At 70.9% G+C, this 26605-nt stretch carries 22 protein-coding genes and 2 tRNA genes; 10 read left to right on the forward strand and 14 right to left on the reverse strand.

Features of this window, described 5'->3' with window-relative positions; all coding sequences use genetic code 11:
- Nucleotides 1-202: 202 nt before the first annotated feature.
- Complete coding sequence (locus IEY33_RS00655; RefSeq protein ID WP_188960308.1) at nucleotides 203-1552, reverse strand: glycogen synthase; 1350 nt, start codon at nucleotides 1550-1552, stop codon at nucleotides 203-205.
- Nucleotides 1553-1657: 105 nt separating this feature from the next.
- On the opposite strand from IEY33_RS00655, the gene IEY33_RS00660 reads away from it, so the two are divergent.
- Together IEY33_RS00660 and IEY33_RS00665 are read left to right on the forward strand one after the other, a co-directional pair.
- Nucleotides 1658-1733 (forward strand) — tRNA-Ile (locus IEY33_RS00660).
- A gap of 8 nt (nucleotides 1734-1741) precedes the next feature.
- A tRNA-Val gene (locus IEY33_RS00665) sits at nucleotides 1742-1816 on the forward strand.
- Between the two features lie 87 nt (nucleotides 1817-1903).
- On the opposite strand, the gene recO is transcribed toward IEY33_RS00665, so the two are convergent.
- Entirely contained in the window at nucleotides 1904-2632 is a 729-nt protein-coding gene (gene recO, locus IEY33_RS00670; RefSeq protein WP_188960309.1) for a DNA repair protein RecO, read from the reverse strand.
- 213 nt (nucleotides 2633-2845) lie between these two features.
- Nucleotides 2846-3649: a PIG-L deacetylase family protein gene (locus IEY33_RS00675; protein ID WP_229670726.1), complete on the reverse strand. Its 804-nt coding sequence runs from the start codon at nucleotides 3647-3649 to the stop codon at nucleotides 2846-2848.
- A gap of 249 nt (nucleotides 3650-3898) precedes the next feature.
- On the opposite strand from IEY33_RS00675, the gene IEY33_RS00680 reads away from it, so the two are divergent.
- Both IEY33_RS00680 and kynU read left to right on the forward strand, forming a co-directional pair.
- Nucleotides 3899-4537, forward strand: coding sequence for a cyclase family protein (locus IEY33_RS00680; RefSeq protein ID WP_188960311.1), 639 nt, complete (start codon nucleotides 3899-3901; stop codon nucleotides 4535-4537).
- Complete coding sequence (kynU, locus tag IEY33_RS00685; protein ID WP_188960312.1) at nucleotides 4534-5718, forward strand: kynureninase; 1185 nt, start codon at nucleotides 4534-4536, stop codon at nucleotides 5716-5718. Before IEY33_RS00680 ends, kynU begins: the two co-directional genes overlap by 4 nt.
- A gap of 70 nt (nucleotides 5719-5788) precedes the next feature.
- Here the strand turns inward: kynU and IEY33_RS00690 are convergent, their stop codons facing one another.
- Entirely contained in the window at nucleotides 5789-6286 is a 498-nt protein-coding gene (locus IEY33_RS00690) for an acyl-CoA thioesterase (protein ID WP_229670648.1), read from the reverse strand.
- A 293-nt stretch (nucleotides 6287-6579) separates the two neighbouring features.
- On the reverse strand, nucleotides 6580-6930 hold the full coding sequence (locus IEY33_RS00695) for a 4a-hydroxytetrahydrobiopterin dehydratase (protein ID WP_188960313.1): 351 nt from the start codon (nucleotides 6928-6930) through the stop codon (nucleotides 6580-6582).
- Nucleotides 6931-7002: 72 nt separating this feature from the next.
- On the opposite strand from IEY33_RS00695, the gene gltX reads away from it, so the two are divergent.
- Complete coding sequence (gene gltX, locus IEY33_RS00700) at nucleotides 7003-8436, forward strand: glutamate--tRNA ligase (RefSeq protein ID WP_188960314.1); 1434 nt, start codon at nucleotides 7003-7005, stop codon at nucleotides 8434-8436.
- Between the two features lie 72 nt (nucleotides 8437-8508).
- On the opposite strand, the gene IEY33_RS00705 is transcribed toward gltX, so the two are convergent.
- Nucleotides 8509-9783: an META and DUF4377 domain-containing protein gene (locus IEY33_RS00705; protein ID WP_188960315.1), complete on the reverse strand. Its 1275-nt coding sequence runs from the start codon at nucleotides 9781-9783 to the stop codon at nucleotides 8509-8511.
- Between the two features lie 122 nt (nucleotides 9784-9905).
- Between IEY33_RS00705 and ftsY the strand changes: the two genes are divergently transcribed.
- From ftsY to malQ, 3 genes are all read left to right on the forward strand, one after another.
- Nucleotides 9906-10865 carry a signal recognition particle-docking protein FtsY gene (ftsY, locus tag IEY33_RS00710; protein WP_188960316.1) on the forward strand — a complete coding sequence of 320 codons (960 nt, stop codon included), beginning with the start codon at nucleotides 9906-9908 and terminating at the stop codon, nucleotides 10863-10865.
- 67 nt (nucleotides 10866-10932) lie between these two features.
- Nucleotides 10933-11823, forward strand: a complete 891-nt coding sequence (locus IEY33_RS00715; RefSeq protein ID WP_188960317.1) for an NAD(P)-dependent oxidoreductase — start codon at nucleotides 10933-10935, stop codon at nucleotides 11821-11823.
- 231 nt (nucleotides 11824-12054) lie between these two features.
- Nucleotides 12055-13578 (forward strand): 4-alpha-glucanotransferase, encoded by a 1524-nt coding sequence (gene malQ / locus IEY33_RS00720; RefSeq protein ID WP_188960318.1) that lies wholly within the window; start codon nucleotides 12055-12057, stop codon nucleotides 13576-13578.
- Between the two features lie 238 nt (nucleotides 13579-13816).
- Here the strand turns inward: malQ and IEY33_RS00725 are convergent, their stop codons facing one another.
- From IEY33_RS00725 to IEY33_RS00735, 3 genes are all read right to left on the reverse strand, one after another.
- Nucleotides 13817-14194: an NADH-quinone oxidoreductase subunit 15 gene (locus IEY33_RS00725; protein WP_188960319.1), complete on the reverse strand. Its 378-nt coding sequence runs from the start codon at nucleotides 14192-14194 to the stop codon at nucleotides 13817-13819.
- A gap of 75 nt (nucleotides 14195-14269) precedes the next feature.
- A complete protein-coding gene (locus IEY33_RS00730; protein WP_188960320.1) occupies nucleotides 14270-14776 on the reverse strand; it encodes a hypothetical protein in 507 nt (168 codons plus the stop codon).
- Between the two features lie 309 nt (nucleotides 14777-15085).
- Entirely contained in the window at nucleotides 15086-15679 is a 594-nt protein-coding gene (locus tag IEY33_RS00735) for a hypothetical protein (protein ID WP_188960321.1), read from the reverse strand.
- Between the two features lie 110 nt (nucleotides 15680-15789).
- On the opposite strand from IEY33_RS00735, the gene IEY33_RS00740 reads away from it, so the two are divergent.
- The gene (locus IEY33_RS00740; protein WP_188960322.1) at nucleotides 15790-17619 is read left to right on the forward strand and encodes an arginine--tRNA ligase; all 1830 of its coding nucleotides are present in this window, start codon (nucleotides 15790-15792) and stop codon (nucleotides 17617-17619) included.
- 205 nt (nucleotides 17620-17824) lie between these two features.
- On the opposite strand, the gene hrpB is transcribed toward IEY33_RS00740, so the two are convergent.
- From hrpB to IEY33_RS00755, 3 genes are read right to left on the reverse strand one after another with little or no spacing between them, the layout of a single operon-like run.
- A complete protein-coding gene (hrpB, locus tag IEY33_RS00745; protein ID WP_229670649.1) occupies nucleotides 17825-20314 on the reverse strand; it encodes an ATP-dependent helicase HrpB in 2490 nt (829 codons plus the stop codon).
- Between the two features lie 45 nt (nucleotides 20315-20359).
- Nucleotides 20360-21022: an HAD family hydrolase gene (locus IEY33_RS00750; protein ID WP_188960323.1), complete on the reverse strand. Its 663-nt coding sequence runs from the start codon at nucleotides 21020-21022 to the stop codon at nucleotides 20360-20362.
- A gap of 20 nt (nucleotides 21023-21042) precedes the next feature.
- Nucleotides 21043-21741 (reverse strand): SDR family oxidoreductase, encoded by a 699-nt coding sequence (locus IEY33_RS00755; RefSeq protein ID WP_188960324.1) that lies wholly within the window; start codon nucleotides 21739-21741, stop codon nucleotides 21043-21045.
- Nucleotides 21742-21801: 60 nt separating this feature from the next.
- On the opposite strand from IEY33_RS00755, the gene IEY33_RS00760 reads away from it, so the two are divergent.
- On the forward strand, nucleotides 21802-22374 hold the full coding sequence (locus tag IEY33_RS00760; protein WP_188960325.1) for a phosphatase domain-containing putative toxin: 573 nt from the start codon (nucleotides 21802-21804) through the stop codon (nucleotides 22372-22374).
- Nucleotides 22375-22457: 83 nt separating this feature from the next.
- On the opposite strand, the gene IEY33_RS19420 is transcribed toward IEY33_RS00760, so the two are convergent.
- Nucleotides 22458-26222 carry an ExeM/NucH family extracellular endonuclease gene (locus IEY33_RS19420; protein ID WP_188960326.1) on the reverse strand — a complete coding sequence of 1255 codons (3765 nt, stop codon included), beginning with the start codon at nucleotides 26220-26222 and terminating at the stop codon, nucleotides 22458-22460.
- A gap of 125 nt (nucleotides 26223-26347) precedes the next feature.
- Entirely contained in the window at nucleotides 26348-26521 is a 174-nt protein-coding gene (locus IEY33_RS00770) for a hypothetical protein (protein ID WP_188960327.1), read from the reverse strand.
- Between the last annotated feature and the right edge of the window lie 84 nt (nucleotides 26522-26605).

A 26605-nucleotide genomic window follows, 5' to 3' on the forward strand; every position in this document is an offset into this window, starting at 1 on the left:
GCTAGTCGCGGCGTCCCTTGCTCGCAAGCGCAGAGCGGATCATGCCCACAGTGTAGGGACTCCGGAGGGGGCGGTCAAACCCCGCCCGGCCGCGTTCCTGCGGATCCGGTCCGGCTGAGACGGGAGGGCCGCACACGCGCCGCGGGAGATGGCCGGACAGGCGGTGCAGTCCCGCCCGTTCGGGAACGGAACGGAACGCGGGTCAGGCGCCCAGCACCTGCCGGTACACGTCCACGTACCGACGCGCGGACGCCTCCCACGAGAAGTCCAGCGCCATGCCGCGCGCCACGCGCGCCTGCCAGCCGGGCCGGTCGTCCCACGCGAGCCGCGCGGCGTGCAGCGCGGCACTCAGGTCGCCCGCGCCTCCCCCGGAGAAGCGGAACCCCACGTCGCTCGGCACGCTGTCCACCAGTCCGCCCGTCTCGCGCACCACCGGCAGCGTCCCGTACCGCATGGAGATCATCTGAGACAGCCCGCACGGCTCGAAGCGGCTCGGCATGCAGAACGCGTCCGACCCGGCGTACAGGCGGTGCGCGAGCGCCTCGTTCATGCCGCTCACGTACCGCACGCGCGGGTGCTGCGCCCAGCCCTTCAGGGCCGCCTCCAGCAGCGGGTCGCCGCTCCCCAGCACCACCACGTTCCAGTCGCGCGTCACGTCCGGCAGGGCCTCCACCAGCAGGTCCAGGCCCTTCTGCGACACGAGGCGCGACACGGCACTCAGGATCGGCGCGTCGTCCAGCAGGAACTCCGCGCGCAGCGCCGCGACGTTCGCGGGCTTGCCGGACCGGGCCGTCATGGGCAGCACGTCCGGGTCGGCCGCCGGGTTCCAGCGGTCCAGATCCAGGCCGTTCAGGATGCCGGTCAGCGCGCCCGCCGCGTCCCGCGCCTGCAGCACGCCCTCCAGACCCTCGCCGTACTCGCGGGTCGTGATCTCGCGCGCGTACGTGGGGCTGACGGTCGTGACGTGGTCACTGAACACCAGGCCCGCCTTCATCAGGTTCAGGTCCCCGTAGAACTCCGCGTCCGGCAGCATCGCGGCAGGCAGGCCGCTCCACGCGGCACCCTCCGCGAAATTCCAGCGGCCCTGGTACTGCAGGTTGTGGATGGTGTACACGCTGCGCAGGCCCGCCGCGCGCGCGTGCGCCACCACCGTTCCCGCCGCCCAGTCGTGCCCGTGCACCAGATCGAAGGTCAGGCCCATGCTCTGCAGGGTCGGCAGGACCAGGTTCCCCCAGCGCAGGAAACGTTCCACGTCGTCCTCGGCGTACAGGCCGGGCCGCTCGAAGTCCGGCGTGCCCAGGAACAGGTAGCGCACGCCCGCCGCGCGCACCTCGCCGACCCGGACCGCGCCGGGCTGCAGGCGACCGCCGTGCGGGACGCTGCCGCGCCACACCTCGGTCGGCTGGCCGTGCAGCGACTGCCACCACGGAGACAGGACCGTGACGTCCACCCCCAGCCGGACGAGCGATTCGGGCAGGGCGGCCATGACGTCGGCCAGCCCGCCGGTGCGGGAGAAGGGGAACACCTCGGACGCGATCAGCAGCAGCTGCATGCCCTTACCATAACACCGGCCTCCGGCAGGCACGGCCCGCGTTTGACAAGGCTCCGGGCCACTGCTATAGTCCCCTTCGCCTGACCAGCCGGGTGAGAACCCCAGGGGCTCTTAGCTCAACGGTTAGAGCAGTCGGCTCATAACCGATTGGTTGCCGGTTCAAATCCGGCAGGGCCCACCAAACACTTCGGGCGGTTAGCTCAGTGGTAGAGCATTCGCTTCACACGCGAGAGGTCGTAGGTTCAAGTCCTATACCGCCCACCAGTCCCCACCCTCACCCCACGGTGAGGGTGGTTCTCTTTTGCGTGGTGCCCGCCCGGCAGGAGCGGTCCAGGCGACACGCCGTCCGGCCTACGCGCCCGCGAGCTGCGGGAGGTTCACGCGCCAGCTCTGCACGCGCCCCACCTGCACCGCCACGAACCGCTCCAGCGCCCGCCACAGCTCCGCACGCCCAGCCGCGCCCAGCGGTTCCTCCATCAGGGTGCGGACACTGTGGCGCGGGAAGTGCCGCAGGAAGCCCAGCACGTCCTCCCCGAAGGCCGGGAGGCCCGCGCACGGACGGCACAGCAGCTGCCCGCTGTTCGGGTCCGGATGCTCCGGGTGCGGCGCGGCGCACACCGCGCACGCGGCCGTCTGCGGCACGAAGCCCGCCAGGGCCAGCAGCTTGTAACTCATGACGAGGCACACCCATTCCGGGTCCTCGTGCCGCGACACGCCACGCAGGCCGCCCGCGTACAGGTCGAACGCCACCTCGCTGAACTCCCCCTCCTGAAACAGCAGGTCCGCCAGTTCGGAAAGCAGGTGCGCGTACGGGTAGCGTTCCGGCACGGCCAGCCCCGCCAGCGCCCCCTCCAGGCTCGCCTGCTTCGCGGTGGCGAGATCGTTGCCGGGTGTCTGGTACACCTGCACCAGCACGTGATGAAAGAGGCTCAGCACGCTCGACAGCGGGCCGCGCACGCCACCCCGCGCGATCAGCTTCAGTTTCCCCTGCGGGGTCAGCAGCGTCACGATGATGTCCCCGGCAGGCGTCACGTGCCGCCGCAGCACGATGCCGCTCCGGTTGGCGGTCCGGCTCCTCACGCGGGCACCGACCGGAACCCGGACGGCAGGCACCGGGAACGCCCCCCGGCGAGGGCCGGGCAGGAGGAAAACAGGGCACGTCTCACCCACCCAGACTAGCGTGCCGGGATCACCACGAGAGCGGTCCCGGCACGGTTCACGCACCCTCCGGCCCGCCCGTCACGCCGTCCCGGAGGACCCGCGTGAACGCGCGGAAAGAAGCGCGAACACGGTTCAGTCCTCGATGTACATCACGTAATCCACTCCGTCGAACAGGCCGCTCAGCGGGAAGCGCGGCACGGACGCGCGGCTGCCGCCCAGGCTGAAGCCCTCGCTGCCCAGCAGGCGCTCCTCCATCACGGCGCGCTCCTCCGGCGTCAGCTGCCCCATGCGGCTCTCCGGGCCCATCTGCGTGCCGTGCGCCGCGAGGGCCGCCACCTTCAGCGGCGCGTACTTGGCGACGTTCATGCGGACCACCATCGTCTTCTCGCTCACGCCGTACAGCTGCGGGTCGAGGTCGTTCCCGAAGCGCGCCATGCTCTCCGCCGTCGCGTGGCTGAGCGCCGTGTAGTACAGGCGCTGCGGCGGGCGCGGCAGGTGCCCGGTCGAGAAGAACGCCGCGCTCGTCGCGCGGTGAACCTGCAGGTGATCGACGTGCCCGTACCCGCCGTGCGGGTCGAAGGTCACGATCACCTGCGGCTGGTGCTCCTCGATCAGCGGCCGGATCGCGGCCTCCAGCTCCAGCGGGTCCACGTTCATCAGGGCCTTCGGGTCGTCGTGCCGCACGCGCTCCGCGCGGCCCGAATCGTGGAAGTCCAGGAAGATCGGCGCGGGAATGCCGAGCGCGTCGCAGGCGGTCCGCAACTCCTGCTCGCGCTGCTGCCCGAGGTCCGTGACGGTCATGGTGGGGTCCGTGATCTTGCCCGCCTCGCCGCGCGTGGCGCACACCAGCACCACCTTCACGCCCTTGCGGGCGTAGTGGGCGAGCGTGCCGCCCACACTGAAGGCCTCGTCGTCCGGGTGGGCGAACACCGCCATCAGGGTCGGCGGGTACTCGTGACGGTACGCGAACGGCGTCGGCGCGGTCTGCGCCTCGCTGGCATTGACGGGAACGGTGGGCGGCGTGTGGGAATCCGACATGCGCGCAGTCTACGGCAGCGGGCAGGCCCGAACCGTGCGCGCGTCCCGCACGCCCGCCCCCACCGCACGCGGGGAGCGCCCCTGCACGGCAAGGAACACCGGTGCGGAACGCCATCGCCGCGCACGAAATGCTCTAGGCTCACGGGCATGCGACCGCTCGACATCAGCAGGGCCCTCACGCCCGGCCACCCGAACTGGCCGGGAGACGCGCCGTACTCCGTCACGCCCGGCGCGCGCATCGCCTCGGGCGACACGGTGAACACCGGCGTGCTGTCCACCTCTACCCATACCGGCACGCACGTCGACGCGCCCTGGCACTACGACGACCACGGCGTGACGCTGGACGCCGTGCCGCTCGACGTGTACGTCGGTGAGTGCCTGCTGCTCGACGCCCGCGCGCACGTCGGCCCGGACGGCGTGACGCCCGACCTGCTGGACGGCCTGCCGTCCCTGCCGGAACGCCTGCTGCTGCACACCGGCGAACCGGAACGCTGGACGGCCTTCCCGGACACCTTCGCGCCGCTCACGCCCGCCCTCGTGCGGCGCGCAGCGGACCTCGGCGTGCGCCTCGTCGGGACGGACGCGCCGAGCGTCGACCCCCTCAGCAGCAAGACCCTCGACGCGCACGCCGCGTGCCGGGACGCGGGCCTCTTCATTCTGGAAGGCCTGAACCTCGCGCACGCCGCGCCCGGCACATACACCCTCGTGTGCCTGCCGCTCCCGCTCGTCGGGACGGACGCCGCGCCTGCCCGCGCCGTCCTCCTGCCCGCCCCGAGGGGCGCGTGAGACGCGGCGCCTTCGCCGTCCCGCCCGGCATCTACCTCGACGGGAACAGCCTCGGGCTGATGCCGCTCGTCACGCGCGACCTGCTGGAACGCCGCCTCGGCGAGTGGAGCCACGAAGCGGCCCTCGGCTGGGAGTCGTGGTTCGGCCTGGCGGAATCCCTGTCGCCCAGCATCGCGCGGCTGGTCGGGGCAGGCGCGCACGAGGTCGTCGCGACCGGCAGCATCACCTCCAACCTGCACTCGCTCCTCGCGACCCTGTACCGCCCGGAAGGGGAGAAGCGCACCGTCGTCGCGACCGCCCTCGACTTCCCCACCGACCTGTACGCCCTGCGCGCCTGGACGGACCGGCTGGGCGGCACACTGCGCCTCGTCCCGAGCCGCGACGGGCACACCCTGCACGGTGACGACCTGCGCGCCGCCATGACGCCCGACGTGGCCCTCGTGCTGCTGCCCACCGTGCTGTACCGCTCCGGGCAGCGCCTCGACATCCCGGGCCTCACCGCCGCCGCGCACGCCGCCGGGGCCGTCATCGGGTGGGACGCCGCGCACAGCATCGGCGCCATGCCGCACGCCCTGCACGACAGCGGCGCGGACTTCGCCGTGTGGTGCCACTACAAGTACGTGAACGCCGGACCCGGCGCGCCCGGCGGCCTGTACCTGCACGAACGCTGGCATCACCTCACGCCCGGCCTGCCCGGCTGGTGGGGCAACGACAAGACCACCCAGTTCGAGATGACCACCGGGTACCGCAAGGCCCCCGGCGCGGGCGCGTACCAGACCGGCACGCCCAGCATCCTCGCGCTCACGGCCCTCCAGGGCGCGCTCGGCATCTTCGACGGCCTGAACCTCGCCGAGGTCCGCGAACGCAGCCTCGCCCTCACCGACCACCTGATCGCGCAGGTGGACCGGCACACGCCGGAACTGCAGGTCGTGACGCCCAGGTCCCACGACGAGCGCGGCGGACACGTCTCCCTCGCGCACCCCGAGGCGCGCGAACTGTCCCGCGCACTGCGGACGCTGGGCGTCGTGCCGGACTACCGCGAGCCGGACATCCTGCGCCTCGCGCCCGTCGCGCTGTACAACACCGAAGCCGAGATCGACGAGGTCGTGCGCCTCCTGCGAACCCTGCTCGACAGCGGCGAGCACCGCCGCACCCTGACACCCGCCAGCCCCGTCACCTGATACGGGTTTGATCCGATTCCAGGGATGCCGGTGCTGTTTCCGGCATCCCTTCCATCTCCTCCAAACCGTGTCAGTATCCGAAGCGGCTGAGCAGCTCCTGCGGCGGGCGTTTCGGGCGGCCCGTCTGCGGGTTGATCCACACCCATTCCGTCTCGCCGTCCACGAGCAGTTCGCCGGTCGTGGCGTTCACGATACGGTTCTGCCGCACGGCGCGCAGGCCGCCGCCCGTCTCGATCTGCGTCTGGATTTCCACCTCGTCGCCCAGCAGGGCGGAGCGGTGATAGTGCAGGCTGTGTTTGCGGACGACCGCGACGACGCCCGTGGCGGACATTTCCGCGAAGCCCGCCCCGACCGACTCGGCGTGCGCGCGCGCCACCTGCTCGATCCAGCCGAGGTACACGACGTTGTTCACGTGCCCCAGCTCGTCCAGCTCGGCGCTCTGCACCGTGAGGCGCAGGCTGAAGCGGCGCAGCCGCAGCTGCTCGGCCGTGGCGGCCGGGGCGCACGAGGTGGTCCCGTCGGCAGCGGACGGGTGTGCAGGAGGGGGAACGACCAGAGTTCGGCTCACAGGTCTTCAGCGTACCGCATCCGCCTGACAGCGGCCTTACAGTTGTAAGGTCAACTCAAGGCTCCCGGCCCGTCCGGACAGGCGCCCCTCATGCGGTATTGATCCGATTCCAGGGATGCCGGGAACAGCACCGACATCCCGTCTTGGGCAGGACAGCGCCCTGCAGGACGCTTGCCCGCTTCCATCTCCTCAACACCGTACTTGTTGGTACTCGCGGCCGGGCGGCGGCTTCGCGTTCCGCTCGGCTGAACTCCAAACGTTCAGCTCACAACCGTATCAGGCGGGCGCGCGGGTCAGCGCAGCTCGCGGATGGACGCCGCCTCGGACACGTCGAGCGCCGTCACGCCGCCCGCATCGTGGGTGCTGTACGTCACCCGCACCCGCCGGAACGTGATCAGCAGGTCCGGGTGGTGCTGCACCGACTCCGCCTGCTGCGCCACCCGCTCCGCGAACTGCACGCCGTCCAGGTACGTGTCGAAGGTCCACTCGCGCCAGATGGCGGCCGTGTCGCCCTGCCAGCCGGACGGCATGCGCGTCCGCAGCTGCTCGGCACTCAGCACGGCCCGCGCGTCCGGCGCCCCGGCCGTGGACGGGCTGGCGGTGTCGGCCTTCGTGGCGGGCGTTCCCTGCTCGGCTTCGGTCATGCTTTCAGCTTAACCCGGCCCTGCGCCATCCGGCGGACGGCGGCCCGCACCCCCCCTGCTATCCTGACCGGCATGACTGTCACCACCCGTATCGCCCCCAGCCCGACCGGCGACCCGCACGTCGGGACCGCGTACCAGGCGCTGTTCAACAGCGTGTTCGCCGCGCAGAACGGCGGGAAGTTCATCGTCCGCATCGAGGACACCGACCGCAACCGCTACAACGCGCAGAGCGAGGGCCGCATCCTCGACATGCTCGACTGGCTCGGCATCCACCCCGACGCCAGCCCCCGCAACGAGGACAGCCTCGGGCCGTACACGCAGTCCCTGCGCGCCGACCTGCACCGCCAGTACGCCATGCAGCTGCTCGACGCCGGGAAGGCGTACCGGGCGTTCGACACGCCCGAGGAGCTCGACGAGCGCCGCAGGGCCGCCGAGGCCCGCAAGGACAGTTACCTGGGCTACGACCGCCGTGACCGCGCCCTGACCCGCGAGGAGTCCGACGCGCGCGCCGGGGCCGGTGAGGCGTTCGTGATCCGGCTCGCGTCGCCGCTCGAAGGGCAGACGGTCGTCCGGGACCGCCTGCGCGGCGACGTGACCTTCCAGAACGCCGAACTCGACGACAAGGTCCTCCTGAAACGCGACGGGTTCCCCACGTACCACCTCGCGGCGATGGTGGACGATCACCTGATGGGCGTCACGCACGTCATCCGCGCCGAGGAATGGCTGACGAGCACGCCCACGCACATCCACATCCTGGAGGGCCTGGGGTGGGCGCAGCCGGAATGGATTCACACGCCGTGGCTGCTGTCGGCGGGCGGCAAGAAGTACAGCAAGCGGCGCGGCGACCCCAGCGTCGAGGACTTCCGCCGCATGGGCATCCTCCCGCAGGCCCTCCTGAACTACCTGGGCATGATGGGCTGGACCATGCCGGACGGCGAGGAGGTCTTCGGCGTGCAGGACATGGTGCGGCACTTCTCGTGGGAGCGCGTCAGCCTGGGCGGCAGCACCTTCGACGTCACCAAGCTGAAGTGGCTGAACGGCAAGTACCTGCGCGAGGTGCTGACGCCGGATGAGGTCGCCTCGCAGCTGCAGGCCTTCCTGACGCTGGCGGGCACGCCCGTCCCGGACGACGCGTACTTCCGGCAGGTGGTCGCCATGCTCACCCCGCGCCTGGAGACGCTGGGGGAGTTCATGGACAAGACCGCGTACTTCTGGACGGACGAGTACTCCGTGACCGACAAGGCGCAGAAACTCATCGCGGAAGGTCAGGACCTGCTGCGGGCCGCGCGGGACACGCTGTCTGGCCTGCCGGACTTCCGGCACGACACCACCGACGCCGCCCTGCGCGCCCTGGCCGAAACGCAGGGCATCAAGCCCGGCAAGCTGATGCAGCCGCTGCGGGCCGCCGTGGCGGGCACCTCTGAGTCGCCCGGCCTGTTCGAGATGCTCGAAGCGCTGGGCCAGGAGCGCGTGCTGGCACGCCTGGACCGCGCCATTCAGGGCTGAGGGACAGAAGAACGAACCGTGCAGGCGGGGCCGAACAGTGACGTTCGGCCCCGCCTGTCGTCCGTCCCGTGTTCAGCGGGGCGTGAAGGTCCGCACGACCTGCACCAGCCGGTAGCGGACGTTGCTGCCGTCTGCTGCGGGCACGGCGACGCGCTGCACGCTGAGCTTCAGCAGGCTCGTCACGCCCCCCTGGAACGCGAAGCCCTCGATGTTCCCGTGAAAGACGCTCCAGGCCGTCTCGCCGGGGTGCTTGACGAGCAGGCATTCGCCCGCCCCGACGCCCTGGCAGGGGACGCGCCGGTCACCCACGATGAACAGGTCCTCGTCCGGCCCCAGGCCGGTGGGCGTGACGGTGTCGAAGGGCGTGCGCGCGTCCGGCAGGTCTGTCGCGGGCAGCGTGGTGGCGGGCGCGGTCGTGCCGGTGGGCGGTGTGGCCCCGCCCGGCTGGGCGTCCGTAAAGGTCAGGGTGGCGTCCGCGGTGCTCAGGGTAAGCGTGCCGCCCGACACGCGGTACGCGGCGCCGCTCTGCAGCAGGCCCGGCAGCGAAGGCACGCCGCCCGCGTCCGGCAGGCACGCCATCTCGGTGCTGACGAGGGGACCGGTCGCCAGGACGGTGCCGCTGCCCGGCCCGCTCACCGCCACCTTGCCGGGACCGCCGAAGCTGTTGCAGCCGTCCGTGCCGGTCACGCGCGCGCCCTGCACCCGGAACGTGACGGGGCGCGCCGTCCGGACCGCGCTGCCGTTCACGCTCACGAGCGTCCACGTCACGCCCGTCACCCCATCACGGACGGCGTTGCCCTGGCCGGGCACCGGAGCGACCGGCGGCTTCACGGGCACAGGTTTGACGGGGACTGGCTGAGTCACCGGGGGTTGGGCGGGTTTCGCGCCGCTGCGCAGCCGGAACACCAGCTTGCCCTGCGTGCCCGCGTACAGCGTCAGCACGCTGCCCGACACGCCGAAGCGCGTCGTGTCCTTCAGCAGGTTCAGGTACCGGGACTCCAGCGTCATCAGGTTCGGCGGGCAGCTCATGCGCGTCGTGGCGAGCGGCCCGAAGCGCAGCACGTCGCCCCGCGACGCGTACCCGCCCCGGAAGGTGTTGCAGCCCGCGCTGCCGCTCGCGGAACTCGCCGCGAACTGCACGCTGGGATTCCTGATCCCTGCAGGCAGCGTCACCGCCCCCCCGTGATCCGTCAGGACCTGCAGCTCCCACACCATGCCGTTCACCGGCACTCCACCCGGCCCCGCCGTGCCGCTCCCCGTGCCCTGCGCGCCCGCCACGCCCAGCAGCAGCGCCGCGCTCACGATGCCGGCCCCCGGCACGCCCATCACCTTCAGCAGTCTTTTCATGCTTCCAGGGTGCCTCAGCGAAGCTGACCCAAGATGCGGGCCGCCTGACGGCCCCTCATACAGAGCGTTCATGTGGGCAGGCCGGGACGCGCGGGAGGGCGTGCGGGCGCTATGCTGCCCTCATGTCATGGCTAGACCGCCTGCGCGACGGGCTGAGTAAGACCCGCAAACAACTCAACGAATCGGCCGGGATTCTCGGAACCGACCTGAAAGACGTGTTCACCACCCGCATCGAGACGCTCGAAGACCTCGAGTACGCCCTCATCGCGGCCGACGTGGGCCGCGAGGCGACCGAGGAGATCCTCGAGGACGTCAAGGCCAGCAACAAACCCAAACTGCAGGAGGCGCTCATGGACGCCATGACCCTGCAGCTCGAACCCGACCTGCGCCGCGCGCAGTTCCGCAAGCTGGGCTTCACGCCCGACGCGCGTCGCGGCAGCGTGGAACCGCAGGGCAAGGTCATCATGGTGATCGGCGTGAACGGCGTCGGCAAGACCACCACCATCGCCAAGCTCGGCCAGTACTACCAGGGGCGCGGCAAACGCGTGATGTTCGCGGCCGGCGACACCTTCCGCGCGGCGGCGGGCGCGCAGCTGGGCGTGTGGGGCGAACGGCTCGGCATTCCGGTCGTGCAGGGTCCGGACGGGGGCGACCCGGCCGCCGTGGCGCACGACGGCGCCACCGTGCGCAAGGCGCGCGGCTTCGACCTGCTGTTCGTGGATACGGCGGGCCGCCTGCACAACAAGCACAACCTGATGGAAGAGCTGAAGAAGGTCAAACGCGTCATCGACAAGGCCGACCCCGGCGAGCCCGCCGAGGTGTGGCTGGTCCTCGACGCCGTGACCGGCCAGAACGGCCTGCAGCAGGCCAAGAAATTCCACGAGAGCATCGGCCTGACGGGCGTCATCGTCACGAAACTCGACGGGACCTCCAAGGGCGGCATCGTCGTGCCGATCGTGCGGGAACTGGGCGTGCCCATCAAGTTCATCGGGGTGGGGGAGAGCGCCGACGACCTCCAGCCCTTCGACAGCCGCGAGTTCGTGCAGGCCCTCTTCGACGTGGACCTCCCCCAGGACCGCTGAACCGCCTGTCCGTTCCTGTCCGGGACGACGGACCCACCCGGACCCGTTCGCGACCTACAATCCGGGTATGCGTGTCTTCCTGCCCGACCTGGCCCCCTTCCGCGACCTGACGCTGGAGGGGGTCACGCCCGTGTACTACAGCCGTGACGCACTGCCGGAGGGCGGCGCGGACGGTTTCGTGCTGTGGTTCCTGCCGGAAGCGCAGCGGCGCGACCTGCTGTCCCGGCCCGGCCTGAAGTGGGTGCTGACGCTCACGGCCGGGATCGACCACGTGGTGAACGACCTGCCGGACGGCGTGCAGCTCTTCAACGCGCACGCCCTGCACGACCGGGCGGTGGCGCAGCACGCGCTGGCCCTGGTGCTGGCGGCCGGGCGGGGCCTGCACCGCTTCCGGGACGCGCAGCACGCCCGCCGCTGGGAGAGGGCCGGAGCGATGTACACCCTGGAGGGCCGCCACGTGGTCGTGTGGGGCTTCGGGCACATCGGGCGGCTGCTGGAAGGCATGCTGCTGCCGCTCGGCGCGACCGTGGCGGGCCTCACGTCGCGCAGCACGCCGGACGACGTGAACGCCGCGCTGGCCTCGGCGGACGACCTGGTGCTGCTGCTGCCGCGCACGCCCGCCACGCGCCACATCCTGAACGCCGACCGGCTCGCGCGCCTGCCGCGCCACGCGTGGGTGTACAACCTCGGGCGCGGCGAACTGATCGACCCGGACGCGCTGCTGCACGCCCTGCAGGACGACGCGCTGGGCGGCGCGGCGCTCGACGTGACCGCCCCCGAACCGCTCCCGCAGAGCAGTCCGCTGTGGACGCAGCCGAACGTGATCGTGACGCCGCACGTCGGCAGCACCACCGACGACCTGATCCGGCGCGGCGCGGCGTACACCGCGCGCTTCGTGGAGGCCGTCCGGACAGGCGTGGACGTGCCGGACCCCGTGCAGACGGACCGCGGGTACTGATCCCGGACCGAGCTGAACGCCGGGAGTTCAGCTCAAAACCGTATGGACCGTCCGCCGTGCGGCGTGCATGAACGGGTTCTTCCGGCCGGATGAGCGCGCACTTGCGGACGGGTGAGTGCGGCGGGTTACACTGACGGCTGCACGTCACACCGGGAGGACCTCGGCCCACGGGATGGAAGTGCTTCCATCGCGAGGCCCGGACCAGCCCCCCGGCGGGACACAGGAGGCAACATGAGTATTCCCCGTTCCAGCGGTGTTCTGCTGCACCCCACCAGCCTCCCCGGCCCCTACGGCATCGGTGAGCTGGGCGTGCACGCCCACGCCTTCATCGACTGGCTCGCCGACGCCGGCCAGCACTACTGGCAGGTCATGCCGCTCGGCCCCACCGGCTACGGCGACAGCCCCTACCAGGCGTTCAGCGCCTTCGCCGGGAACCCCTACCTGATCAGCCTGCAGGACCTCCGCACCGACGGCCTCCTGCAGGACAGCGACTTCGACGTCATCCCCGAATTCAGCGCCGACCGCGTCGACTTCGGCCAGCAGTACATCTGGCGCAATCAGATGCTCGACCGGGCCTTCGCGCACGCCGAAGCGGCCCTCATGAGCGGCGAACACCCCCTGCACGCCGACTTCGACCGTTTCGTGACGCAGGAAGCCGACTGGCTCGGCGACTACGCCCTCTACACTGCCATCAAGGCCACGCAGGGCGGACTCCCCTGGAACGCCTGGCCCGAAGCGCTCCGCGCCCGCCAGCCGGAAGCGATGGCGCAGGCCCGGCAGACCCTCGCCCGCGACCTGCTGCGCGTGTCCTTCCTGCAGTTCCTGTTCTTCCGTCAGTGGAACACCGTCCGCGAGTACGCCCGCAGCAAGGGCATCGCCATCATCGGCGACATCCCCATCTTCGTCGCCATGGACTCCTCGGACGCCTGGGCGCGCCCCGAACAGTTCCAGTTCGACGCCGCCGGCCAGCCCACCGCCGTCGCGGGTGTGCCGCCCGACTACTTCAGCGAGACGGGACAGCTGTGGGGCAACCCCCTGTACCGCTGGGACGCCATGCAGCAGGACGGCTTCAAGTGGTGGATCGAACGCTTCCGGGGCAGCCTCAAGCTGTTCGACGTGATCCGCATCGACCACTTCCGGGGCTTCGCCGCGTACTGGGAGATCCCGTACCCCGCCGAGACCGCCGTGCACGGCCGCTGGGTCGCCGCGCCCGGCCACGCGCTCTTCCAGGCGATCCGTGACGCGCTGCCCGGCATAGACATCATCGCCGAGGACCTCGGCGTCGTCACGCCCGACGTCGAGGCGCTCCGCGACGACTTCGACCTGCCCGGCATGGCCGTCCTGCAGTTCGCGTTCGGCGGCGGCGACTTCAGCGTCAACGCCTTCCTGCCCGACAACCTCCGCGAGAATCAGGTCGTGTACACCGGCACGCACGACAACGACACCACGCGCGGCTGGTGGGCGCACGCCGAGGAGAGCGAACGCCACGCGTACCGCGTGTACACCAGCAGCGACCCCAGCGAGGAGACCTTCGCGTGGGCACTCACGCGCATGGCCTTCCACAGCCGCGCCAAGCTCAGCGTGGTCCCCCTGCAGGACGTCCTGAACCTCGGCACGCAGGACCGCATGAACCTGCCCGGCACCACCGGCCCGCAGAACTGGACGTGGCGCTACCGCGCGGACGCCCTCACGCCCGCCCTGTCCGCCCAGCTGCGCGCCCTGACCGAGGAGACCGGCCGCCTCATACGTTTTTGAGCTGAACCTTTGGAGTTCAGCCGAGCGAAGCGAGTACCAAAAAGTACGGTTTTGAGGAGGTGGAAGCGGGCAAGCGTCCTCATGGGCGCTGTTCTGCCCAAGAAGGGATGTCGGTGCTGTTCCCGGCATCCCTGGAATCGGATCAAAACCGTATCACCTGACCGCACCCGCGGAAACGGCACATAGAAAGGGGCGGGGCCTGAACTGCGAACGGTTCAGGCCCCGCCCCTCCGCATGTTCAGGTGGCCGCGCCCGTCAGCGCCCCGTCCAGCAGCGCATGCAGCCGCGCCCGCGTGAACGGCCGCTTCCCCTCCAGCAGCCCCTCCTCGCCCGCATGCAGGTGCCAGTGCCTGCTGCCCCCCATCAGACGCAGCTGCACGGCCTTCAGGTCCACGTGCCTCGGACTGACGGACGCCACCAGCAGCGGCTGCCCGTCCCGGTTCAGGCTCGCGCTGGCCGTGGAGGTCGGCAGGTCGTACGGCCGCTCCATCCGGTAGATGAAATCCGGGAAATCACTCACCTTCACGTACTCCAGGCCGGAGAACTTCGCATAATCCTGCATCCAGCCTAGAAGCTCCACCCAGCAGCCGTACAGCCGTGCGTCGTTGTGTGACATGTACACGCAGTGTAACAAACGCGGAGGGCCGCCCCGGCACGCAGCACGGCAGGCGGCCCCCAGGGAAGGGACGGGTCAGCAGTTGTCGACGACGGGAATGAAGTTCGAGGACAGCACGTCCGTCGAGCCTTTCGGGCTGTGCCCCACCATCTCCAGCCGCGTCAGGCCGATCACGTGCGCGTTCGGGACCACGATGATGCTCTGGGGCCCGACGTTCAGCGGCGCGACGCCCGCCCCGACCGTGAAGCCCAGGCTGACGGACGAGCCGGAATCGCTGACCGTCACGTTCCTGATGTTGCCGCTCACGTTGCCGGTCGTGCCGCCCTTCAGACGAACGTCCACCGTACTGATGGTGCCGCTGTACGAGAAGGACGCGTTCATGGGCGTGGTCGTGTTGTCGCAGATGGCCGGGCCGGAATACGAACCGCCGTTGTACGTCGCGTTCTGCACGCCGTACCCGCTGCTCAGCGTGAGAGACGACGGATCGATGTACAGGTCCCCGCCCGAAGACAGCCCCCCGCACGACGCGAGAACGAACGTGAGTACAGCCCCGCCCAGCCCTGCCCGGATTCTGTTGGTCATGACTCTCATTCTCGGGGACTGGACTGACGTCAACATGACCGGGTGTTCAGGAATCTCTGAACTTCCGGTCCGCGAACACCTGAATCGTGCGGTGTTGAGCTGAACGCTTCGAGTTCAGCCGCGCGAAGTGAACACCAGAAAATACGGTAGATACGGTTTCGAGGAGACGGAAGCGGACACGTGACCCTCCTGCGGAGCTGGACCCGTCATGGGCACTGTTGTGCCCGAAAGGCGGGCATGCGTCCTGTAGGGCTTCTGTTCTGTCCAGGAATGGACGCCTTCGCTGTTTTCGGCATCCCTGGAACAGGATCAGACCGGGTCGCTGCTCGTGCCCTGCAGCGCGCAGTTCACATATGACGGGACGCTGCCCGTGGTCAGGGTGTTGGTGGTCTGACCGGTGCTGGACGTGCCCACCACCGTCGCGTGGAACCCGCCGTACCCGCCAGCCACGCGGTCCGACTCTGCCGTCGTCACGAACTTCACGGGGCGCGTGGCGGGATTCACGACGATGCCCTGCGGGAGGATCTCGCTGTCGCTGCCCGTCACGGCCGGCTGCTCGAACAGGCCACTGTACCGGTCGGCCGACACGTTCAGGTTCCCGCCCGAGAAGGTCGTGTCGTACGCGCTCCCGTACCGGCTGCTGGTCTCACCGATCAGTTGGACGTGCAGCGCGGTGGGCGCGGTGCTGGCCGTCACGGTCACGCGCACCAGGTTCGCGGCGCTGACGCTGTTCACGTTGGCGCACACCACGTACTGACTGTTGATGGTGTCGTAGTACTCGGTCTTCACGGTCGGGTTGCTGATCCTCAGCGAGTTGTCGGGCGTCGTCGAATCCACGTTGCACGCGGCGAGCAGCACAGCCAGGCCCAGCGTCCCCATCATTGCGTTCAGACCGGTCTTCATGCCTCTCATGATGCCTCACGCCGCTGACCTGAACGTGACGGGAGCTTGAGAAAGCCCTGAGGGACGTGGCCGCACGGTGAGGAACAGGTGACCTGATAGACTCGTTCACTATGGCGACTGACCTCAAAACGCAACTCAAGCAGGCTGTCGAGGAGGCTGCCCGTTCGCTCGGCGGCACCATCGACGCCGTCATTCAGGAGACGCCCGCAGACAAGCCCGGCGATTACGGGACGCCCGCAGCGTTCCTGCTCGCCAAGGCCATGCGGCAGAACCCGGCCGTCATCGCGGGGCAGCTCGCGGCGGCCGTGGTGCTGCCCGCCGGGATCGCGCGGGCCGAGGCGGTCGGGCCGTACCTGAACTTCTTCGTGGATGCGGGCGCGTTCGTGCGCGGCGTGGTCGAGGTGCGCCCCACCTTCCCGCACCAGCCGGACAAGGTCATCATTGAGCACACCAGCGTCAACCCGAACAAGGAACTGCACGTCGGGCACGTCCGCAACGTCACGCTGGGCGACAGCATGGCCCGCATCTTCCGCGCGGCCGGGCACACCGTCGAGGTGCAGAACTACATCGACGACACGGGACGGCAGGCGGCCGAGAGCCTGTACGCGCAGACGCACTACGGCCTGATGTGGGACGGCGTGCAGAAGTACGACCAGTTCATGGGCGAAGGGTACGTGCGCCTGAACGCCGACCCTGACAAGGCCAGGGCCGAGGACGGCATCCGCGCCATCATCCACCGGCTGGAGACGGGCGAACTGCGCGGCGAGATCGAACGGATCGTGGAGGCGCACCTGCAGACGTGCTTCCGGCTGGGCGCCCGCTACGACCTGCTGAACTGGGAGTCGGACGTGGTCGGCAGCGGCTTCCTGAGCAAGGCCATGGGCATCCTGGAAGGCAGCCCCAGCACCAGCCACCCCACGGAAGGCAAGTTCGCGGGCGCGTTCGTGATGGACGTGTCGGCGTTCATGCCGGGCCTGGAGGAACCGAACGTGGTCCTCATGCGTTCCGACGGGACCGCCATGTACGCCGCGAAGGACATCGGGTACCAGTTCTGGAAGTTCGGCCTGTTCGGCGGCATGCGGTTCCGGCCGTTCATCACCGACCCGGACGGCAAGGTCATCTGGACGAGCCACCCGGACGGCGAGCCGGACGCGGAAGGCCGCTTCGGGCACGCGGCCGAGGTCATCAACGTGATCGACACGCGCCAGGAGCACCCGCAGCGCGTCGTCGCGGCGAGCCTCGGCGTGGCCGGACACCCGGAGCAGGAGGCGCGCAGCATCCACCTCAACTACGCCTTCGTGACCTTCGAAGGCCAGACGATCTCCGGCCGCAAGGGGGTGGGCGCGAGCGCGGACGCCGTGATGGACGAAGCGCACGCGCGCGTCACGACGCTCATGCAGGACCTCAAGCCGGAAGTGCTCGGCACGCCCGAAGGGGACGAGATCGTGCGCCGCATCGCCATCGGCGCGATCCGCTTCGCGATGCTGAAGAGCGAACCGACCCGCACCCTCGACTTCCGCTGGGATCAGGCGCTGGCCCTGCAGGGCGACACCGCCCCGTACGTGCAGTACGCCGCCGTCCGCGCCGCCAACATCCTCAGGAGGGCCGCCGCCGAAGGCCACACCCCGGACGGCGCCGACTGGAGTCAGATCACGCCGCTGGAACTGGACCTCGCCAAGGTCGTCGCCCGCGCCCCGCAGGTCATTCAGACGTCCGTGCGCGTCCACAGCCCGCACGTCGTCGCGCAGTACGCGCTGGACCTCGCCACGGCCTTCAACGCCTGGTACAACGCCAAGGGCCCCGACGGGAAGCCCGCCACGAACGTCCTGCAGTCGCCCGCCGGACTGCGCGAGGCCCGACTCGCCCTCGTGCAGCGCCTCCGCGCCGAGATGGAGGAAACCCTGGGGCTGCTCGGCATCCAGATTCCCTCCTCGATGTAAGGCAGCGACAGTCTGGCCGGAGCGTCCGGTCGTTCCCGCCCCTCCGCCCGGTGCGTGAGGGGCGGGTGCTGTTGCAGGGGCCTGACGTTGCACGGTCGGCGGTCACGGATGCCGTCCGGTTCAGGACTGCCCGTGCAGGGCGGCTCTGGCGACGCCTGACCGCTCGCTCAGCCCTGCCTTGACGGCGTGCCGCGCGGCGCGGGGTTCAGGTGCCTCTGGGTTTGGCTTTGCGGGTGGCTTCGGCGGTCCACGGGTCGTCCGGCCAGGGGTGGCGGGGGTACTGGCCTCGCAGGTCCTTGCGGGCCTCGAAGTACCCGCGTTCCCAGAAGGAGCGGAGGTCCTGCGTGACCTGCACGGGGCGGCGGGCGGGGGAGAGCAGGTGCAGCAGGACGGGCGTGCGGCCCGCGTTGACGGTGGGCGTGTCGGCCAGGCCGAACAGTTCCTGCAGTTTCACGGCCAGGATGGGCGCCTCGCCGTCCGCGCGGTACTGGAGGCGCACGCGGTTGCCGCTGGGAACGTCCAGCATGACGGGCGCGAGCTCGTCGAGGGTCCGCGTGAGGTTCCACGGGAGGAGGGTCTGCAGGGCGGGCAGGACGTCCACGCGGTTCAGGTCGTCGCGGGTGCGGGCCGTGCCGAGCGTGCCGGGCAGCCATTCGTCCAGGCGGGCGAGCAGCGCGTCCCGGCCCAGGTCGGGCCAGTCGTCGCCGCGCCAGGCGCGCAGGCTGGACACCCGGGCCAGCCACTGCTGCGCGGTGTCCGACCACCGCAGCACCTCCAGGCCTTCCTGGCGGACGGCGTCCGTGAGGGCGGCCGTGCGGAGGTGGGCGGGCACGTCGCGCAGCGGTTCGGCGTGCAGGAGGACGGCGCCCACGCGGTCCTCGCGCTGCGCGATCAGCGTGCCGGTCCGCGCGTCCCAGCGCACGCGGTCCTCGCGCGTGACGCGGGCCGCGAGGGCCTCCTCGTGGATGGGCGCGGCGAGGTACACGCGGCCCTCGCCCGCCACCTGCCGCGCGTCCAGCGTGGCGACCGCGATGAGGGGCGTCCCGGCGAGCGGGTCCGCTTCGGGGAGGCGGACGCCCTGCCCGCCCACCATCAGGTAGCGGTCGCGGGTGCCTTCGCGCAGGGCGGCCACGCGTTCCGGGTACGCGAGCGCGACGAGGCGCCCCACGTCGGCGGGGTCCGCGTGCCGGTGGGGGGCGTTCATGCCGATCTCCTGCCGCCAGTGCCGCGAGAGGCGCTCGACGCGTTCCAGCACCACCGTGTCGCCGGTCGTCGCCTGCCGGTTCCGCCAGCGGTGCAGGGCCAGGAGGCGTTCCCCGAGGTCCGTGCCCGCCCCCGTCCCGGCGAGCGGGTCGCGTTCCTCCAGCAGGGCGGCCACGTCGCACGCGAGGGCCTGCAGGCCCGCCTGGACGCTGCCGCGCAGCAGGTGCGCGAGGCGCGGGTGGGTGGGGAGGCGCAGCAGCGCCAGCCCTTCGGGCGTCGCGAGGCCCTGCGGGGTGAGGGCGTCCAGGTCGCGCAGCAGCACGCGGGCGCTCTCCACCCGGCGCTCGGGTGGCGCGTCCAGCCAGTGGAGGCTGCCGGGGTCGGGCGTGCCCCACCCCGCGAGTTCCAGCGTGAGCGGCGCGAGGTCCGCCTCCAGGATCTCCGGGGGTTGCGCGGCCGCGAGGGCCGCCTGCGTGCGTTCGCTCCACAGGCGCAGCGCAACGCCCGGCGCGGTGCGGCCCGCCCGTCCGGCGCGCTGCGTGGCGGCGTCGTGCGTGACGCGGACCGTCACGAGGCGGCTGAGGCCCGTGCCGGGATCGAACTGCTGCCTGCGCGTCCATCCGCTGTCGATCACGACGCGTACCCCGTCGAGCGTCAGGGACGTCTCGGCGATGCTGGTGGCGAGCACCACCTTGCGCCGCCCGTCCGGGTCGGGCAGGATGGCGCGCCCCTGCGCTTCCGGCGACAGGTCCCCGTACAGCGGGAGGACCGTCACGTCCGGGTGCCGGGCCGACAGCGTCCCGAGCGCGCGGCGGATCTCGCCCACGCCCGGCAGGAACGCGAGCACGTCACCCGGCAGGTCGGAGAGGGCGCGCGTCACGGCCGCCGTCACGGCCGCGTCCGGCGGCCCGGCCGGATCGACCGGCAGGTACTTCACGTCCACCGGGTACGCGCGCCCCTCGGACGCGACGAGCGGCACGTTGCCCAGACGTGCGGGCAGGGCCGGGTCGAGCGTGGCGGACATCACCAGCACCCGCAGGTCCGGCCGCAGCGCGTCCTGCACCTCGCGCACCAGGGCGAGCGCGAGGTCCGCCTGCAGGCTGCGTTCGTGGAACTCGTCGAACACCACGAGGCCCACGCCCGGCAATTCCGGGTCGCTCTGCAGGAGGCGCGTCAGGATGCCTTCCGTCATGACCGTCACGCGCGTCCGGGCGGACACCCGCGAGTCGAAGCGCACGCGGTACCCGACGAGGCCGCCCACCTCGCTCCCCGTGTTCGACGCGAGGCGCGCGGCGACACTGCGGGCCGCGACGCGCCTGGGCTGCAGCACCACCACGCCCTGCCCGGCCAGCCACGGCTCGCCGAGCAGTTCGGTGGGCAGCACGGTGCTCTTGCCCGCACCGGGCGGCGCCTGCAGCACCACCAGACTGTGCCGGGCCAGCGCGGCGCGCACGTCCGGCAGCACCGCATGAATTGGCAGGAGGGCAGTCACGAACGGGATGTTACCCCAATTCCGGCAGCGGGCCGCGCCGTCAGGTCACCGTGCGCCCGGCGCGTCCACGTGTCCCGGCACGATCCGCAGCACGTCCCGCAGGTCCGTGAGCTGCCAGTCGGGCGTCACGCCGTCCGGCAGGGCGTGCCCGCCCGGCAGGAGGGCCGCGCGCATCCCCACCCCCTGCGGGCCGAGCACGTCGTTCCCGGGGCTGTCTCCCACGTACACCGCTTCGTGCGCGTCCACCCCGAGCCGCGCCAGGGCCAGCCGGAAGATGTCCGGGTCGGGCTTGCGGACGCCTGCCGCCTCGCTGATCAGCACGTCGTCCACCAGCGGTCCCAGCCGCAGCCCGTCCAGGCACTGCTGCTGCTTGCACGTCCAGCCGTTCGTGACGATGCCCAGCCGCACGCCGTTCGCCCGCAGGCGCGCCAGCACGTCATGCGCGTGCGGCATGGGCGCCACATCGTCCCAGGCGTGCCGGTCGAAGTCCGCCAGCAGCACCTCCGGGTCGTGCGGCAGCGAGAACTCCCGCACCAGCAGCGGGAACACCTCGCGTTTCGGCCGGTACCCCAGGTCGTCCAGCGCCAGCCAGCGGTCCACGTACCCGTCCGGCAGCCCGAACCGCCCCACGTGCCCCACCAGCCAGCGCCGCACCGTGCAGGCGCGGTCGTGCAGCGTGCCGTCCAGATCGAACAGCACCGCCCGCACCCTCCCCCCCTGCGCGGGCGTCACCTCGGGCCGGGCCGCACCGTCAGGTCCGTGACGACCGCGTCACGCGGCGCCTCCAGCACGTACCGCACCGCCTCCGCCACCGTCTCCGGCCGGATGAACGCGTCCCCTCGGTACTCGCCGCCCTCCTGCCCCACCACCTTCTGCTGCATGCCCGTGTCCGTCCGGCCCGGGTACACGCTCGTGACGCGCACACCGTGCTGAGCCTCCTCGGCCCGCAGGGCGTCCGCCAGGGCACGCAGCGCGAACTTGCTCGCCGCGTAACTTCCCCAGCCCGCGTTCGCGGTCAGGCCCGCCCCGCTGTTCACGAACACCACGTTCCCCCGCTCCGCCCGCACGCGCGGCAGCAGCAGCCCCGTCAGCTCGGCGGGCGCCACCACGTTCACGGCCAGCGTGTGCGTCCAGATCTCGTGCGACTGCTCGGCCACGTTGCCCAGCTCCACCACGCCCGCGTTGTGCACCACGTTCGTCACGCGCTCCAGCCCCGCCTCTTCCAGCAGCTCCGCGAACGACGCGGGCCGCGACAGGTCCATCACGAGCGGCCTCGCGTCCGGCAGTTCCGCGCACAGCGCCGCCACCCGCCCCAGGTCCCGCCCCTGCAGCACCAGCGAGTGACGGTGCAGGACGTGAGCGAGTGCCGCACCGATCCCGCCGGTGGCCCCCGTGATGAGCGTGACTGGTCTGCTGGAATGCGTCATGGCCCGAGTGTAGAGCACCCGCCACACCCGCCGCGCCCCCACATCCGTATCCTGAACGCCATGACCGACCCCACCGCGAACCCCCACCCGAACACGGCGACCAGCGAACCCCACCCCATCCGCGTGGACTGGACCGAAACGGCCCTGTGGCCCGGACAGCTCGGCCTGACCCTCGCGCCCGGCAGGAAAGGCCTGTCCGCCGACGGCCGCACCCGCCACGACCGCGACCTCCTGGCCGACCTCACCCGCCTGCGCCGCGAACACCACGCGCAGACCCTCGTCAGCCTCCTCGAAGACGACGAGGCCCGGCGCCACGGCCTTCAGGACTACGACGAACACGCGGATGCCCTCGGCCTCGACGTCCTGCACCACCCCGTCCCAGGCGCGGACGTCCCCCGGAACCCCGCCCTGTACGCCGAGACCGTCGACGAGATCATGAACCGCCTCCTGAACGGAGAGACGGTCGTCGCGCACGGCCTAAGCGGCCTCGGCCGCGCCGGAACGCTCGCCGCGTGCCTGCTCGTCCAGGCGGGCATGGCCCCGGGTGACGCCGTGAAGCACGTCCGGCAGGCCCGCCCGGGCGCCACCATGACGGACGCGCAGGTCCGCTACGTGGACACCTTCGGCGAGTGACACAGGCCCCCGGCAGGGGAAAGGCCGCCGCACCGATCAGGGTGCGGCGGCCTTCTCTCTCAGCCGTCAGTGGACGGAGGAGGTCAGGGGCAGACGTTCAGCGGGCTCGCGCTGTTGCGGGGCGCGGGCGTGGCGGCCGTGAAGTCGCTGCTGTTCTGGTTGGTGTCCTGGCAGCCGTTCGCCTTCCTGAAGGCCGCGAGGACCGTGGAGATGGCGGGTGCGGCGGCCGTGCCCTCGTACGTGCTGGCCGTGCCGTAGCCGACGAGGTCGATCAGGGCCGGGGTGCTGGCGGCCGTGGAGACGGCCGTCGTGCCGTTCACGATGGCGATCTTGCCGTTCGCGGCGGCCATGTTGAGGGCGGTGGTGGTGTCGTCCGCGCCGGTCAGGTCGCTGCCGCTGTAGGGTGCGCCGCCGGTGCCGGTGGCGGGGCTCACGCTCAGCAGGTAGTACTGTCCGGGCTTGAGGACCACGTTCTTGAGGCTGTACGTGCCGGTGAAGGTCGTGCTTGACGTGGCGCCGTACTGCAGGCTCTTGCCGGAGAGGTTCACGTCCTGCCCGCCCGCGTTGAACAGCTCCACGTAATCCACCTTGTAGGCGGGGATGGGGTTCGTGCTGGTGCTGCCGCCACCGCCGTACACCTGGCTGATGACGAGCTTCCCGGCCGTGGTGGGTGCGTTCACGTTCACGGTGAAGGTGGTGGTCGCGTCGCTGACGCCGGGGCCGCTGGCGGTGACGGTCACGGTGTACGTGCCGACGGTGGCGCCGCTGCCGTCCACGCTGACGGTGCCGCTGGTGCCGGTGCCGGGCTGCTGGGTGACGGTGACGGTGGGCGCGGTGCCGCTGCCGGTGACGCTGGCGGTCAGGGTGACGTTGTCCGCGTACCCGCTGCGGGTGACGGTGACGGGGTTGGCGGCGGTGGTGGCGCCGCTGGTTGACACGTCGCGGGTGGCGTTGGTGGCGTTCACGGTGATGCCGGGCGTGGCGACCGTGACGGTCTGCGTGCCGGTCGCGGTTTCGGTGCCACGGCGCGCGGTGACGACGATGGAGGGCGTGCCGGTGCTGGCGTACGTGTGGGTGCGGCTGGTGGTGCTGCCGGGCAGGCCCGTGTCGCTGCTGCCGTCACCCCAGTCGATGTCGAGGGTGTCGGGCGTGCCGGTGGTGGGGGTGCTGAGCGTGTACGGCTGTCCGGTGTACGCGGTGCTGTTGCCGGTGGGCGTCACGCCGAGCGTGCCGAGGGACGGCAGTTCGAAGCCGACCTTGAGGGGGTCGTGGTCGCTGCTGCGGTACGCGGTGTTCTCGAAGTACGTGCCGGGCGCGGCGGTCGTGCCGACCTGCGCGTCGCTCTTGAATTCCTTGTTGTAGTCGAGGGCGGTGGGTTCGTCGCTGTTGTCGTGCCACTTCTCGCCGTTCACCTGTCGGGCCCCGAGGCTCCTGGTGACGAAGGCGTGGTCGAGGCTGCCGAACTGCGCGTCGAACTGGTAGCTGTACGTGGTGTTGTCGAAGACGGGGCTGAGGTCGTCGGCGGTCCCGGCGACGCCGTCCAGGCCCTTCTGGAGGTTCTGGAGGCTGGGCTCCATGGCGTAGGCGTTGAAGTCGCCGACCGCGATGACGTCCTGCACGCCGCGTCCGTTCACGATGCCGTTCTGGATGAGGTCCAGCAGGCGCGCGACCTGCTGTTCGCGTCGGTAGCTGCTGGAGCCCTGGCCGTCGCTGACGTCGGCGTTACGGGGGTCGCTGTCGGCGGCGCTGCCTTTGCTCTTGAGGTGGTTCACGACGACCGCGAACTTGCTGCCGCCGCTCGCCTGGAACACCTGCGCGAGCGGGAAGCGGTTGTTGACGGCGTCCGTGTCGCTGAGCGGCGCGCCGATGGGGGTGACGTTCGCCTTCTTGTAGATCATGGCGACACGGATCGCGTCACTGCCGGGGCTGGGGTGCGTGACGGCCGCGTACACGTCGCCGCCGAGCGCGGTGTTGAGGGCCGTGACGATGGCGTTCAGGCTGTCGCCGCCCTTGCCGACGGTGGTGTTGTTCTGCACTTCCATCAGGCCGATCACGTCGGCGTTCAGGCCCGCGAGGTTCCTGACGACCTTGCCGAGCTGGCGTTTGTACTCGAAGCAGTCGTTCGCGCCGCGCGAGTTGGCGGTGTCCACGCCGTCGGGCGTGCAGGGGGCGCCGCCGTTGTCGCTGTCGCTGTTGCTGCTCGCCAGGGTCGTGAAGAAGTTCAGGACGTTGGCGCCCGCGACGGTGACGTTGCCGGTCACGGTGGGCGCGGCGGGGCGCGTGCCGCTGAAGGTGGCGTCCCTGAGGGTGCTCTCGATGCGCCAGGTGTCGGGGGTGCCGGTGTAGTCGAAGCCGTAGTGCAGCACGCCGGTCACGTCGGCGGTGTCGCCGGTCCGCAGGGTGTTGCTGGCGCTGAGCGGCTGGTTGCCGCGCCCGTACACGGCTTCGGGGTTCTGGGCGGTGCTGCCGTCGTCGACGGCGATGGTGCGGCGCGCGATCTCGCTGACCCACGCGGCGTACCCGCTGGTGCTGGGCGCGTTGACCTGCGTGTAGCTGGCGAGGCGGCTGTCGGCGACCTTGAGGACGCCGCCGCGCCCGAGCTTGTAGTTCTCGGTGACGACGCCCTGCACGCGGACGCGCATGCCTTCCAGCTTCTCCCAGTCGGCGGTGCTGGCGACGGGCAGCGTCACGGTGCGCGCGGTGGGGAGCGTCACGCCGGTCGCGCGGACGGTGACGCTGCTGGTGGGGCTGAGTTCGGTGATGGTGTTGGTCGGGTTGCTGCTGGCGCTGTATTCGGTGGCGGTCCCGGTGACGCGCACGAGGTCGCCGACGTTCACGTCCTTGCAGGCCACGTCGCACAGCACGAACAGGCCCTCGCTGGTGGCGGGGTCGCTGTCGGCGTCGCTGTCGGGCGCCTGGATGAAGAAGCCCTTGAGCTGCGTGCTGAGCTGGTAGTCGGCCGTCACGACGCCCTGCGTGGTCACGACCTGACCGGCGAGGGGGCTGGCGCTGCCGCTGCCCTGGATGTCGTGGATGGCGGTGACGCCGCCCTCGGCAGCCGTCACGACGATGTTGAAGGCGAAGGGGTCCTCCTTCGGGTCGCTGCTGGCGGGCAGGTCGACGGCGAAGGTGACGTTGGCGCTCGCGCCGGCGGCGAGGGTGTCGGCGACCTTCCAGCCGTAGGTCTTGATGCCGGCCACGACGAGTCCGGCGGGGGCCTGCGTGCTGACGCCGCTCACGTCCTGGTTGCTCAGGAAGACGCTGGCGGTCGGGTCGGCCTCGGTGGTGCCGCTCGTGTTGTTGAAGCGTTTGCCGCCGGTGGGCGTGAAGGTGCTGGCAGTGCTGCTGGCGTCGGAACCGTCGAAGTACCGGACGCTGTTGAAGGGCGTGGTGCCGACGGTGGGGACCGAGCCGGGGTTGTTGCCAGGGTCGGTGTCGGCGTCGTCGGTGTCCACGCCGAGCAGGGTCAGGCCGGTCAGGTCGCTGCTGGCGGTGTTCGTGACCCTGAAGGTCGCGCTGACGTGGCGGGTGCCGGTGGCGGCGTTCACGAAGGTGGTGGCGGCGATGCGCTCGAACCTGAGGGCCTGGGTGGTGGTGTCGGTGCCGGTGAGGGCCTGCGTGCCAAGCGTGCGGATGAGCTGGGCGGTGGCGGTCACGCCGCTGCTGTCGCCGTTGGTGCCCTGGAAGTGCACTTCGTACAGGCCGCCGCTGCGGGCGGGCGTGGCGGGGGCCGGGCTGGGGCTTGCGGGCACGCTGACGACCGGGGCGGGGGTGGTGGTGGGGGTGCCCGTGCCGCACGCGGCGAGCAGCAGGCTGAGGGTGGTGAGAGCGGCGATGCTGTATTTCACATGAAACCTCGATCAGGTCGTCTAGTCAGGGCAGGGTGCAGGACGTCACTCCGGCCACCTGAGGGCCGGAGATCGTGGGACCGCTACCAAACGGAAACGCGCCGCCACATGGGCAGCGCGGGTCTTCAGGGTTGGTGCTGGCCGCCGAACACCAGGCCGCCAGGGCCGATCGGCAGGGAGGTGACGAGCGTCAGGGCCGACCACTCGCCGAGCGGCTGGACGCGCGGGGCTACGTACGGCTGGCGCGGGGTGGGGGCACTCTGGTCTGGAAGGAGAGTCGTGGAGCGCAGGTCGTTCAAGAAATCCTCCGGTCGCGACTGACGGCCTGGGCCGCAGCGTCCCTCCAATCTAACGTGCGTTTTGTCATGTTTTCATCTCTGCTC

The organism is Deinococcus aquiradiocola, from assembly GCF_014646915.1.
GTDB lineage: Bacteria > Deinococcota > Deinococci > Deinococcales > Deinococcaceae > Deinococcus > Deinococcus aquiradiocola.

Bases quoted from the DNA above. Each gene is read 5' to 3' on its own strand.
- IEY33_RS00675 (WP_229670726.1), bottom strand. From the start codon at position 3,649: ATGGCGGTGTTCGCCCACCCGGACGACGAGGCCTTCAGTGTGGGCGGC.
- IEY33_RS00680 (WP_188960311.1), top strand. From the start codon at position 3,899: ATGCGACCGCTCGACATCAGCAGGGCCCTCACGCCCGGCCACCCGAAC.
- gltX (WP_188960314.1), top strand. From the start codon at position 7,003: ATGACTGTCACCACCCGTATCGCCCCCAGCCCGACCGGCGACCCGCAC.
- IEY33_RS00725 (WP_188960319.1), bottom strand. From the start codon at position 14,194: ATGTCACACAACGACGCACGGCTGTACGGCTGCTGGGTGGAGCTTCTA.
- IEY33_RS00740 (WP_188960322.1), top strand. From the start codon at position 15,790: ATGGCGACTGACCTCAAAACGCAACTCAAGCAGGCTGTCGAGGAGGCT.
- ftsY (WP_188960316.1), top strand. From the start codon at position 9,906: ATGTCATGGCTAGACCGCCTGCGCGACGGGCTGAGTAAGACCCGCAAA.
- IEY33_RS00760 (WP_188960325.1), top strand. From the start codon at position 21,802: ATGACCGACCCCACCGCGAACCCCCACCCGAACACGGCGACCAGCGAA.
- IEY33_RS00730 (WP_188960320.1), bottom strand. From the start codon at position 14,776: ATGACCAACAGAATCCGGGCAGGGCTGGGCGGGGCTGTACTCACGTTC.
- IEY33_RS00735 (WP_188960321.1), bottom strand. From the start codon at position 15,679: ATGAAGACCGGTCTGAACGCAATGATGGGGACGCTGGGCCTGGCTGTG.
- IEY33_RS00755 (WP_188960324.1), bottom strand. From the start codon at position 21,741: ATGACGCATTCCAGCAGACCAGTCACGCTCATCACGGGGGCCACCGGC.
- IEY33_RS00695 (WP_188960313.1), bottom strand. From the start codon at position 6,930: ATGACCGAAGCCGAGCAGGGAACGCCCGCCACGAAGGCCGACACCGCC.
- IEY33_RS00705 (WP_188960315.1), bottom strand. From the start codon at position 9,783: ATGAAAAGACTGCTGAAGGTGATGGGCGTGCCGGGGGCCGGCATCGTG.
- malQ (WP_188960318.1), top strand. From the start codon at position 12,055: ATGAGTATTCCCCGTTCCAGCGGTGTTCTGCTGCACCCCACCAGCCTC.
- IEY33_RS00715 (WP_188960317.1), top strand. From the start codon at position 10,933: ATGCGTGTCTTCCTGCCCGACCTGGCCCCCTTCCGCGACCTGACGCTG.
- IEY33_RS00655 (WP_188960308.1), bottom strand. From the start codon at position 1,552: ATGCAGCTGCTGCTGATCGCGTCCGAGGTGTTCCCCTTCTCCCGCACC.